Annotated in this window: 11 protein-coding genes; 1 reads left to right on the top strand and 10 read right to left on the bottom strand. The window is 60.8% G+C overall.

The annotated features are described in order from the left end of the window. Positions 1-110: 110 nt before the first annotated feature. Positions 111-2,603 carry a GcvT family protein gene (locus E5180_RS08695; protein WP_138924031.1) on the top strand — a complete coding sequence of 831 codons (2,493 nt, stop codon included), beginning with the start codon at positions 111-113 and terminating at the stop codon, positions 2,601-2,603. 9 nt (positions 2,604-2,612) lie between these two features. On the opposite strand, the gene E5180_RS08690 is transcribed toward E5180_RS08695, so the two are convergent. The 10 genes from E5180_RS08690 to E5180_RS08645 form a co-directional block, all read right to left on the bottom strand. Continuing rightward, positions 2,613-3,380, bottom strand: a complete 768-nt coding sequence (locus E5180_RS08690; RefSeq protein ID WP_138924030.1) for an HNH endonuclease — start codon at positions 3,378-3,380, stop codon at positions 2,613-2,615. 90 nt (positions 3,381-3,470) lie between these two features. Further along, a complete protein-coding gene (locus E5180_RS08685) occupies positions 3,471-4,253 on the bottom strand; it encodes a glycoside hydrolase family 25 protein (protein WP_138924029.1) in 783 nt (260 codons plus the stop codon). 2 nt (positions 4,254-4,255) lie between these two features. Next, positions 4,256-4,906, bottom strand: coding sequence for a DUF938 domain-containing protein (locus E5180_RS08680; protein ID WP_138924028.1), 651 nt, complete (start codon positions 4,904-4,906; stop codon positions 4,256-4,258). Continuing rightward, complete coding sequence (locus E5180_RS08675; RefSeq protein WP_138924027.1) at positions 4,903-5,988, bottom strand: NAD(P)/FAD-dependent oxidoreductase; 1,086 nt, start codon at positions 5,986-5,988, stop codon at positions 4,903-4,905. Before E5180_RS08675 ends, E5180_RS08680 begins: the two co-directional genes overlap by 4 nt. Positions 5,989-6,093: 105 nt before the next feature. Beyond that, positions 6,094-6,708 carry a glutathione S-transferase family protein gene (locus tag E5180_RS08670; RefSeq protein WP_138924026.1) on the bottom strand — a complete coding sequence of 205 codons (615 nt, stop codon included), beginning with the start codon at positions 6,706-6,708 and terminating at the stop codon, positions 6,094-6,096. 91 nt (positions 6,709-6,799) lie between these two features. Next, positions 6,800-8,185 carry a PepSY-associated TM helix domain-containing protein gene (locus E5180_RS08665; RefSeq protein ID WP_138924025.1) on the bottom strand — a complete coding sequence of 462 codons (1,386 nt, stop codon included), beginning with the start codon at positions 8,183-8,185 and terminating at the stop codon, positions 6,800-6,802. A 68-nt stretch (positions 8,186-8,253) separates the two neighbouring features. After that, positions 8,254-8,619 carry a hypothetical protein gene (locus E5180_RS08660; RefSeq protein WP_138924024.1) on the bottom strand — a complete coding sequence of 122 codons (366 nt, stop codon included), beginning with the start codon at positions 8,617-8,619 and terminating at the stop codon, positions 8,254-8,256. Between the two features lie 138 nt (positions 8,620-8,757). Then, positions 8,758-9,831 (bottom strand): BMP family ABC transporter substrate-binding protein, encoded by a 1,074-nt coding sequence (locus E5180_RS08655; protein ID WP_138924023.1) that lies wholly within the window; start codon positions 9,829-9,831, stop codon positions 8,758-8,760. Between the two features lie 53 nt (positions 9,832-9,884). After that, complete coding sequence (locus tag E5180_RS08650) at positions 9,885-10,805, bottom strand: ABC transporter permease (RefSeq protein WP_093734321.1); 921 nt, start codon at positions 10,803-10,805, stop codon at positions 9,885-9,887. After that, positions 10,805-11,887 (bottom strand): ABC transporter permease, encoded by a 1,083-nt coding sequence (locus tag E5180_RS08645; RefSeq protein ID WP_138924022.1) that lies wholly within the window; start codon positions 11,885-11,887, stop codon positions 10,805-10,807. The genes E5180_RS08650 and E5180_RS08645 overlap by 1 nt, the downstream gene beginning before the upstream one ends. Positions 11,888-11,953 lie beyond the last annotated feature (66 nt).

Here is an 11,953-nt window from a genome sequence, read left to right as displayed (position 1 = left end):
AGTTTTTCAACGTTGGTCGCATTTGTGCTGTCTTTGGTCGGCTGGGTTCTGCGTTTTGCGCAAGGGCTGCTAAATGTCGCTAAGACCTATTCTGGCGGAGCATCGGATTCATGAAAACTCAAGTCAAAGCACTGGTAGTGGGCGGCGGCGCCGTCGGCACGTCGATTGCCTATCATCTGGCCCGCGCCGGATGGGATGATGTGATGCTGCTTGAGCGGGACGAGCTGACGTCCGGCTCTACCTGGCATGCAGCGGGGTTACTGCCCTATTTTAACATGTCCTTTGCCACCACGCACATCCATGACTATTCGATCAAGTTCTATAAAACGCTTGAGCAAGAAACCGGTCTGAACGCGGGCTTTGCCGTGGTTGGCAACCTGCGCATGGCGCAGACGGACGCGCGCATGGACGAGTATATGCTCTATGCCTCAACGGCAGAGACCTGTGGCGTGCCGTACACATTCATGACGCCCGACGAAGTCAAAGCTAAATGGCCGCTGATCAAGACCGACGATCTGAAAGGCGCACTGTATCACGATACCGACGGCTACATTAACCCCGCCGATGTCACCATGGCGATGGCCAAAGGGGCGCGGCAGCGCGGTGTGATGATTGAGCGCAAGTGGCAGGCGGATGCGTTTCATTGGAACGGCGAGGCTTGGGAGGTGACTGTCACGAAAATGGTCGAGAAGGGTGGCAACCTTGTGCCCTCGGATGAGCAAGTTGTGATAACTGCCGAACATGTCGTCACCGCCAGCGGCAATCATGCGCAGCGGACGGCTCAGATGCTAGGGATCAAGATGCCCGCCATTCCGGTGGAGCATACGTTTATTGTGATGGATCAGGATCCGGAGCTGGTCAAATGGCGCGCGCAAGGCAATCCGGAGCATCCGGTTGTGCGTGACGCCGACAATGAATCCTATGCGCGCGAAGAACGGGGCGGCTGGATTCTGGGCATCTACGAACACGGCGCGCCAGCGCGGTTTGAATACGGGGTGCCGGACAGCTTCCGCGCCGATCTTTTCCCGCTGGATCTGGACCGGATCGCGGATCAGTATCTGGCGATGGCCGAACGCGTGCCGTCTTGTGCGGACTCCGGGCTGAAGGACGATTTCAACGGGCCAATCTGCTATACGCCCGATGGGAACCCGCTGGTTGGTCCGGCACCGGGCCTGCGCAACATGTGGCTGGCCGAAGGGTTCTCGTTTGGGATCACGGCTGCGGGGGGCACGGGGTATTACCTTGCGCAGATGATGGTCGAGGGCGAGGCGGAGATCGACATGGCATCACTGGACCCCAAACGCTACGGCGACTGGATGACCACCGAATATGCCGCGCGCAAGAACGAAGAAGCGTATGAGCACGTCTATATCCTGCACCATCCCGACGAAGAGCGCCCCGCGTGCCGCCCCTTGCGGACCTCGCCCGCCTATGACCGTCAAGCCGCCCGTGGCGCGCAATTCGGCCATGTGAATGGCTGGGAACGTCCGAACTATTTTGCCCCCATGGGCTTTGACGATCACGCCAGCCGGTCGTTCCGGCGCGGTGGTTGGTGGGAACATGTGGTAGAGGAAGCCAAGGCGATCCGCGAAGGTGTGGGGCTTATTGATGCCACCGCCTTTACCAAGCATCTGGTCAAAGGGCCGGGGGCGACGGAATTCCTGAGCTGGTTCACCTGTAACAAGCTGCCGTCCGTCGGGCGGATCAACCTGACCTATGCGCTGACCATCAATGGTACCACGCGCACCGAATATACCATCGTGAGTCTGGCGCAGGATGAATACTATCTTGTGTCTGCGGGGGCATGGACCGCCTATGACAGCGACTTCCTTCGCAAGGCCATCGCCGATAAAGCGCCAGAGTTCGGCTATATCGAATGTCATGATGTGACCACGCAATGGGGCGTCTTTGCCATTGCCGGTCCGAAATCGCGCGACGTGCTGAAAGAAATCATCAAGGATGCTGATCCCGAAACGGTGCTCAGCAACAAGCGGTTCCCCTGGCTGACCATGCGCAACATAGAGCTGGGGATGGTGCCCGTGCGTGCCATCCGCGTCGCCTATACCGGAGAGCTGGGCTGGGAGCTGCACCACCCGATCGAGATGCAGAACCACCTGTTCGATCTGCTTGAGAAAGCCGGCGAGAAACACGGCATGAAGCTGGTCGGCGCACGGGCGCAGAACTGGTTGCGGCAGGAAAAATCCTACCGTGCCTTTGGCAACGAGCTGGGCCGTGATGCGACCCCGCTTGAGGCCGACCTGCCGCGCTTTGTTGATTTGTCGAAAGAGTTCCATGGCAAGGACGCGATGCAGGCGCATGGCATCCGCAGCAAATGTGTGACGATCTTGATTGACGGGCCAGAAGATGCCGATCCCTGGGGCCGCGAAGTGTTGTACCATGGGGACACACGTGTGGGCCGTCTGACCTCGGGCGGGTATTCGGTGGCTTTCGGTAAATCCATCGGCATGGGCTATGTCAAACCCGAGATCGCCGTGGTCGGGACCAAGCTAAAGATCAAGATGTTCGACCAGCTGTGGGACGCCGAGATCGTCGAGGACAGTCCTTATGATCCCAAGAACGCGACGATCCGCGTGGATGGCTAGAGCCTGACCTTAACCGAGCGGCGGCCTGTTCTGCCGCTCGGCCATGCGCTGCCGATGATGTTGTAGATACGCAGGATCGGGCAGGAACCGCTCTGGCAATTGCAGGCTTTCGGAGGCTCCGGCAGTTAGCTTGCGTTTGGCTTCATCAGGCATGTCATCGGCGATGAGCATGCGGTAGTCGTCGTCAAAACTGATCAGATGCCGGTCAAAGGCGCGATCATGCAGGGCGTTCAGACAGATACCGTTTTCAGGGTAAAACCGCTGCGCCTCGTTCTCTTGCCAGCCGACAATGTGGCTTGCGGTCAGCAGCCGCGCGTCGTCGATCCCTGTCAGTGCGCAGCGTGACCGGTAGTTGTTCAGGATCATCTCGCGGAAGAAGCTTTGACCGCGGCGCTGCACCACCGCACGTCGGGTGACCTCTGATTGCTTGGCGATCCAGTCTGCTTGCCGCTGTTCTGAAAAACCGGGCATCTGGGGCTTTGGCGGCTCAAGCTGTGCTTCATAGGCGGCAAATACAAAGGAGGGATCCTGCCGATATCGCGCCCACATCTGCCGGTCCATCGCTGACAGATTGGCGAGCCCCTTTTGCGGCAGCGTTTCGTCCAATGCGGCGAGGTTGGACAGTTTCATCGCCACAGACGACGGCGTGCGCCCGATCCGTTCGGCCATGCGGATAATTTGCGGTGTGCCAGAGTGGAACTTGCCAAAGGGCAGCAGCAGATACAGCGACAAAGCCTCTGTTACCTCGTCTTCGGTCCAGTTTCGACGCGTCGCCATGTGCCTGCCATTTCCGCTTGGGAAATCGTGCCAGGTTCACTTTATAATTGCAATGTCCAAGGTGGCGCCCTGATAGATTGCTTTCGCGCCTTACCGCACCTGCCGCCGTGCGAGCCAGCTTTTCCAGCTGGCGGGGCTGCCGGCGTAGACGTTGATGTCGATGTCGCCCTGCGCTCCGGTCACGCGGCCTGTGCTGGTATATTGCCAGAAGGTCCAGCGTTCATTCGGGTATTTCTCGGACGGGTGGGCGGCGGTGGAGCGGAGCCAGAATTCCACATCGCGCAAGCGGCCCAACTGGTTGGTCTCGTAGAAATCAGGTGCCGTGTAGATAATCGGTTGCTGGCCGTAGTGCGCCTTGAGGATGCGCAGAAAAATTAGAGTATTCTTGCGTACGGTATCGGCGGGCGGGCGCAGTGTGCAGGTGGGCGAAAACGGGTTCCACTCCAGATCCAGCACGGGGGGCAGCATGCCTGTGGTCTTGGGCACGTTTTCAATGAACCAGCGGGCCTGTTTTTCGGGTGTCGTGCAGAAATAGTAGAAGTGATATGCCCCGCGTGCCACGCCAGCACGGCCTGCGCCGTCCCAGTGGTTCTGGAACATCGGGTCCAGCAGATCGCCGCCTTCGGTTGCTTTGATAAAGGCAAAGTTCACCCCCGAAACCCGTGCTTCGCCCCAGTTCAGCGGGTCTTGGAAACGGGCCGCGTCGATGCCGTGGACCGCATAACGGTCGGGGCTTTGGCCGGGCCAGTCAACCGGCTTGCGGTCGCCGAAATTGGCCGCCGTCACATCCCCCAAGGGCACAGAGATCTGCGGCGCGCCACAAGCAGAGAGGGCAAGAGAACAGAGCAAGGCAAGAACGCGAAGTCGGGGCATGGTCACGGCTTTCGCGCGATAAAGGCCAGATTATTGGCGGGCATCTCGACGAGGTCGATGGGGCTCAGCGCAGCATCGCTGAGCCAACGCGTGATGTCGACCGTATCCTTATATCCAATGGCAGGGTCGGCGGAACGCAGCTCGGCGTCGAACCTCAGGTCTCCCTCCGAGGTGAGGATGCCATCGCGGCGGAACGGGCCATAGAAGATCAACGCGCCGCCGGGGGCGAGGGCCAAGGCGGCTTCGGAGATGACACGTTGGGCCGCGTCCGTCGGGATCAGGTGCAACAGGTTGGCAAAAAAGATCAGGTCTTGCGCCGGCAGCGTTTCGTGCCAGCCCGTCGCCGTGGCGTCGAGCGGTGCTGCGGGGGCGACATTGGGCAAGGCCGCTTTGGTGATATAGGCGTCAATGCTGGCGCGGCGGTCGGGTGCGGGTTCAGTCGGTTGCCACTGCAGGTTTGGCAGGGCACGGGCAAAGGCGGCGATATGCTGGCCTGTGCCGCTGGCGATCTCGAGCGCGCGCCCTTTTTGCGGCGCGTGTTCGCGCAGCAGATCACACAGGGCGTCTTTGTTCCGGTCGGCAGCGGGCGCGTGCAGCATCGCGCCACTGGCGGGGATCGCCACGCTGGCGGAGGGGGGAAGCTTGCCGGTCATGGGCGTAGCCTTTCTGGGCGCAGTGCCGCGACCACAGTTTCGGGCAGGGATGGGGTATTGCCAAGGGTCAGATCGGCCACCAATTGCGATGCGGCAGCGCTGGTCTGGAAGCCGTATCCGCCTTGTCCCGCGCTCCAGATAAAATCGGGCATGGCGGGATCGGGGCCAAGCACCAGCGTGCGGTCAGGGGCAAAACTGCGCAGTCCCGCCCACGTCGAGATGGGTTTGGTGAGCGGCACGGCGACCATATTCTGATACCGCTCCAGCCCCTCGGCCAGCACCATGTCGTCGGCCCACGCATCATGGGGGTCGGTCGGGTCCTCTTCGGCAGGCGAGATCAACAGCGCGCCCGCGTCGGGCTTGGCGTACCACGTTTCGCCCACGCCAAAAAACATCGGCCAGAGCGACAGGTCGTACCCACCTGGTGCCGCGATCCGCGCCATCGACCGCCGTAGGGGCGTGATCCCCAGTGGGGCGACGCCTGCCAGAATGGCGATCTGATCGGCCCACGCTCCGGCGGCATTCACCAGTTTCTTCGCGTGGTAGGTTTGCGGGCCTGCGGTGACCTCCCACATGTCGCCGGTGCGGGCGATCGCGGTCACGGGATGCCCAGTGTAAATCCGCCCGCCGTTGCGGCGCAGGTCCTTGGCGAAATCCTGCAGCAGGCGGTCGGTATCAATATCATGGGCGTCGGCGTGATAGCCCGCAAAAGCGATCCGTTCCGCAGCGAGGATCGGGACAAGGCGCAGTGCGTCGTCGGGGGTGATCTGTTCAACGCCCATATGCGCGAGATCGGTATGAAACGCCTCTTCCTCGTGGCGATCCGCAATGATCATCAGACCGCGTGGTGTGAGATACCCGCCGTCGCGCAGATAGCCGATGGTGGCGCGGTTCAGCGCCTGCACAGAGGGGGCACCGTAGTTCTCTTCGATCAAGGCGGCAGAGCGGCCCGAGGCGTGATAGCCAAGCGCTTTTTCCCCTTCGATCACCGTGACTTGGGCGTCACCGGACAGGCGCGCCGCTGCCGAAATGCCTGCGATGCCACCGCCGATGACAAGGATATCGGATGTGTGCTGTGTCATATGCGCCCCCTGTCCGTTGCTCTGGTTTCCGCTTGGGGCTGTCTCACCGGCCCGAAGCTGTTCGCATATGGGTGACACGGGCCGGTGGGACGTGCAACCGCGCGGTTAGGCGTCGGTCTTGCCACGCTCTGTTGCACGACCGTAGGCGGAGCGCGCGTGGATCATTTTGACAAAGCCCGCCAGCGCCGGATAATCCTTGGCGCGTCCTTGCTGCATCGCGATCTCTGCCGGAAAGCTGAGCATAATGTCGGCAGCCGACAGCGTATCCTGCACAAAGTGCCCTGACGCCCGCACGCGGCTGTTCATATAGCTATAGTGGCTGTCCAGCTCGGAGGTGATACGTGGATGCAGCGGCGCACCGGCGTCACCCAAGCGGCTGACATAGAGGTTCAGCAGGATCGGCGTCATGGCAGAGCCTTCTGCGAAGTGCATCAGCTCAAGATGCTGCAGATAGGCGGGGCTGTCGCGATCCGGGATCATCTCGGGGGCGAAACGGGTGCAGAGCACTTCGGTAATTGCGGCACTCTCGGCAATCAGCGTGCCGTCAATCTCGACCATGGGGGATTTGCCCAACGGGTGCACGTGCTTGAGCGCGGGCGGGGCGAGGTTGGTCTTGGCATCGCGGCTATAGGGAATGACATCATAGGGCGCGCCGATTTCTTCGAGCAGCCACAAAATGCGATGAGAGCGGGACCGGTTCAGGTGGTGGATTTTAATCATGACGCTGATGATAGCGTGTTGCCGCCGGATGAATAGTGGGGATGCATCCCCCGCGCTGCCTTTGACGGGTGGCGCGGGGGTGCTGTTCAGATCATGTCAGGCGGTGGCGTAACGCGGGCAGGCGCGACAGGATCAACGCGTCGAGCGCAAGCACCGCCAGCAACACGATCCCCGCCATGGGAAAGGCCATCGACACAAACAGACCGACAAGCACAGCCCCCTGCCAGAGCGGCAGCTCTGACGGCATGGGCGGAGCGGACAGACGGCCAGCGGCGGTAGGGCGACGCTTCCACCACAGTACCAGCGCACTAACGCAGAGGAACAGGACCGACAGGCAGACCAGCGTATTGGCCAGTACGCTCAGCAGCCCCAAGGTGCCCATGTGCAGCGCAATCCCCACCGCCATCGCCTTGCCTGCAAGCGAATAGTCGGCATAGCGCACATCGGCGAGGATATTGCCGCTGTGCTGGTCGATGTGCACGGTGCGATCCGACATCGGGTCGGAACTGTCGGAATTCATCGAATCTCGGCTCAGCGTCCAGACGCCGGTATCGCCCTGCGGCAGGTTCATCTGATAGCGCGCGTCAAAACCGATCTCGCGCGCCAGCGCATCGATGCTGTCGATCGTGACCTCCCCCGCAACGCCCGCAGCCCCCGCGTCGCTGCCAGAGGCAGGCATCGGCGTTTGTTCAAGCACCCAAGGCACCTCGCGGCGGTGGTGGTTCATGCTGGCGTGGATGTCATCGGACAATGGCACAGCGTCCCACTTTTCGGCGGGGAACTGGCTCCAGGCTTGCACCATCTTGCCACCCCAGATGCCCGCCCAAGACAGGCCCGAGATCAGGAACAGCACAAGAAACACCGAGACCCAGATGCCCACGACACCGTGCAGCGATTTCCACGTGGCGCGACCATTGGTGAAACGCGGCACCAGCGTACCGCGCCAGCCTGCACCGCGCGGCCACCACATATAAAGCCCCGTTGCAATCAGCACCAAGGCAAGCGAGGCCGCTGCTTCAATCATGCGATCACCGGTCACACCCAGCATCAGGTCACTGTGGATGCCGTCCGCGAAATCGTACCAGCCGGACCGACGCGGGAAGCTCTCGATCATCTTTGCCGTATAGGGATCAACTGCAACCATGACCGCATCACCATCGCGGTCCACCCGAAACAGCGCCGCCAGATCGGGTGCGCGCGGTGCCGCATATTGCACCAGTTTGCCGCCGGCCACGGCCTCGGCCGCGGCTTGCGATTGCTGGGATACCGACAGGACGGTTTCTTGCACGGTCACGGGGGTATATTCACCGTCGCGCCCGTCGATCCACGCGATCCACAACATCGCCATGCCGGTGACGGCGAGGATCGACAGGAAGGGCAGCACGAACAATCCGGCATAGAAATGCCAGCGCCACGCCGCGAAATAGAGTTTGTTCACGCGCCCTTGGGGCTGCGCGGTGGGGGTAGGGGGCGTCATATGAGGGCTCCAAGCCTAAGGGCCTGCATCATCGGCAGGCGAAAAGAATGAACAGGTGGAATAGGTGTTCAGACTTGGGGCGGTGCGCGGGTCAGGCGGCTGGGGTCCGGCTTGCGCGTGTGCAGCAATCGTTTTGCGACAAAGCGCAGGGTTTGGGTTTGCCCAAGCACGGGAACGGGCAGACCGGTGACCGCGTGGGGCAGTGCCATGGTGCCGATCAGACGGCAGGTTTTACAGTCGGCCCTGCTGCCAGCATCCGCCGGATTGCCGGTGCCGCACAGGTCAGCCAATACGCCGCCATTCGCCACATAGGCCTGCAATTCCAGCGACAGGTCTACCGGTGCAAAGCGATGCGCAAACCCCGATGTCGCAAGTGAGATCAGCACCAGAAAGGTGGCGATCAGCTGACAAGGAAAGGCGGGCAAGAAACGCATGCGCCTTCTCTAGGCCGCTTGATCAAGACGCGCCAGATGCGTTTTGTCGCAAGACAGGGGGGGGGCACCGCGATGATTTCACAATAAAAAAGGCCCCGCGTCTGCGAGGCCTTTATATCGTTTATCGTGACGTCCGGCTTAGTTCGGAATGTCGCCTTTGATGCCTTCGACATAGAAGTTCATGCCCGCCAGCGTGCCGTCATCGGCTGTTTCGCCGTCGGCCAGGAAATCCGAACCGTCCTGCTTTTTCAGCGGACCGGTGAACGGGTGGTAGGACCCGTCCGCGATGGAGGCCTTCAGCGCCAGCGCTTCTTCTTTTACGTCGGCAGGAACTGCGTCTGTGATCTCGCCGATGCCAACCATGCCGGCACCGATGCCGTCCCATGTGTCCGTGCTTTCCCATGTGCCATCCATGACCGCTTTGGTGCGGGCGATGTAATAGGGGGCCCAGTCGTCAATGATCGACGACACACGGGGGGAAGGCGCGTATTGCGCCATGTCGGACGCCTGACCAAAGGTGATCACGTTGCCTGCTTCTTGGGCAGCCGCTTGGGGGGCCGTGGAATCTGTGTGCTGCAAGACAACGTCCGCACCCTGTTCGATCAGAACCTTGGCGGCGTCTGCTTCTTTCGCAGGGTCAAACCATGTGTAGGCCCAGACGATCTTGAACTCGACATCCGGGTTGACCTTTTTGGCGTGGATATAGGCAGAGTTGATGCCGCGGATCACTTCGGGGATCGGGAAGGACCCGATGTAGCCGATGATGTTCGATTTGGTCATCTTGCCCGCGATGTGACCCTGAATGGCGCGGCCTTCGTAGAACCGTGCGGAATAGGTCGACACGTTGTCGGCGCGCTTGTAGCCGGTGGCGTGTTCGAATTTCACATCCGGAAATTTGGCCGCGATGTTGATGGTCGGGTCCATATAGCCAAACGAGGTGGTAAAGATCAGATCCGCACCGTCCAATGCCATCTGCGTCATCACACGCTCGGAATCGGGGCCCTCGGCCACGCTCTCGACAAACACGGTTTCAACGGCATCGCCGAATTCCTTTTCGACGGCCAAACGGCCCTGATTGTGCTCGTAGGTCCAGCCGCCATCGCCGACGGGGCCAACAAAGACAAAGCCGACCTTGGTCTTGTCCTGAGCATAGGCCCCGCCTGCAAGCCCAAGCGCCAAAGCCGCGCTGGCCATAAGTGTGGTGAATTTCATAACGTAGTCCCCTGAGTAACGCGCCTTTTTGCCGGGCGCTTGAAGATATGCCCCTAGTTTGAGGCGTGGAAAATGCGGCCCAGCGATGCCGGAGCAGCGCTTTTATCCGCAGAAAGGATCACCAGTACAAGGATGGTGATGATGTAGGGTGACATTGCCAGATACTCTACGGGAATAGCAACGCCGGCACCCTGCAGATTTAGTTGAAGCTGAGTGATACCGCCAAAAAGATAGGCACCCAGCAAAAGCCGCCATGGCTTCCAGCTGGCAAAGACCACAAGCGCAAGCGCGATCCAGCCCACACCTGCGGTCATGCCTTCGGTCCATTGGGGCACACGGATCAGGCTGATATAGGCACCGCCCAATCCGGCACAGGCCCCGCCAAACATGATCGCCAGTGTCCGTATCCGCACGACTTTATAGCCAAGGGCGTGGGCGGCCTCGTGGCTTTCACCTACAGCGCGCAGGATCAGCCCCATGCGGGTGAATTTCAACACGGCCCAGACCGCGACGACCAGCGCAAAGCCAAGGTACAAGATGATATCATGGGAAAAGAAAATCGGCCCGATGACGGGGATGTCATGCAGGGGCCCGAAATTCACATCCGGCAGGCGCGGCGGTTTTACCCCGACATAGCTTTGCCCCAGCAAAGCCGAAAACCCCAGCCCGAACAGCGTCAGCGCCAAGCCCGATGCGACCTGATTGGCCAGTGTGATCTGCGTCAGGAAGGCGAACAGCAGGCTCAACAACGCCCCACCCACGGCCGCGGCGGCAAAACCCAGCAGCGGCGATCCGGTTTCAACGGCAGTGGCAAAACCGCAGATCGCACCGATGATCATCATCCCTTCGACGCCAAGGTTCAGCACGCCGGATTTCTCGACCACCAGCTCTCCGAGTGCGGCAAAGATCAGCGGCGTCGCCGCCACCAGAAAGCCCGCGACAAAGAGGATCGGATTGATTGCAGACAGATCCATTACGCGACCTCCGTCCGGCCAAGACGCAGCCGGTAATGGGTGAAAAGATCAAAGGCGAGCAGGAAGAACAGCAGCATCCCCTGAAATACCTGAATGGCGGCGGCGGGCAGGCCCAACTGGCTTTGTGCGATATCACCGCCGATATAGGTCAGCGCCATCAGGCCACCGGCCAGCAGGATGCCCACCGGATGCAGCCGCCCCAGAAAGGCGACGATGATCGCGGTGAACCCGTAGCCGACGTTGAAATCGATGGTGATCTGCCCTGCGGGGCCTGCGACCTCGAACATGCCTGCCAGACCGGCCAGCAGCCCCGACATGCCCATGCAAAACAGCACCAGCCGTGTCGGGTTCACACCCGAAAACCGTGCCGCACGGGGTGCTTCGCCCGTGACGCGGATGGCAAAGCCCAGACGGTGCCGCGCCAGCAACACATAGGCAAAGATCACTGCGATCAAGGCCGCGACCACACCCCAATGCATGCCCGATCCGGCAAACAGCTCGCCATTATGGGCTGATGCATACTGCTGCAGGTTGCGGCTGCCCGGAAAGCCAAAGCCTTCGGGGTTTTTCAGCAACCCAAGGCTGGCCGACGCAAGGAACTGCTCTGCGACATAGACCAGCATCAACGACACTAGGATTTCATTCGTGCCGAATTTCACCTTCAGCACGGCAGGGATCATGGCCCAGACCCAACCGCCAAGCGCCCCGGCGAGCACCATGATCGGAAAGATAAACACGCTCTCTGTCGGATAGAACGCCAGACCCGCCCCGGCCCCACAAAGGGCACCCATGATATACTGGCCTTCGGCTCCGATGTTCCAGATGCCCGCCTTGAACCCCAGCGACAGCCCGATGGCGATCAGGACCAATGGCGCGCCTTTGACCAGCAGTTGCGGGCGGTAATAAAACGCGAAATCGCCGAACAGAGGTTCCCAAAAGATCGTCATGATCGACGCTAGCGGGTCTTTGCCCAGTACCGCAAACAACGCGCCACCAAACACCATCGTGGCAATGACCGCCAGAACCGGCGTGGCATAGGAAAACGCCCGGCTGGCCTGAGGCCGTTTCTCAAGCCGCATCATGCCACACACCACTTCTTGTCAAACACTTCATTTTGCAGGGAAAACTCCACGGGGGTGTGGGGGTGT

The sequence above is a fragment of the Sulfitobacter sp. BSw21498 genome (assembly GCF_006064855.1).
Classification (GTDB): domain Bacteria; phylum Pseudomonadota; class Alphaproteobacteria; order Rhodobacterales; family Rhodobacteraceae; genus Sulfitobacter.
This window is presented reverse-complemented; position numbering and strand designations above follow the sequence as displayed.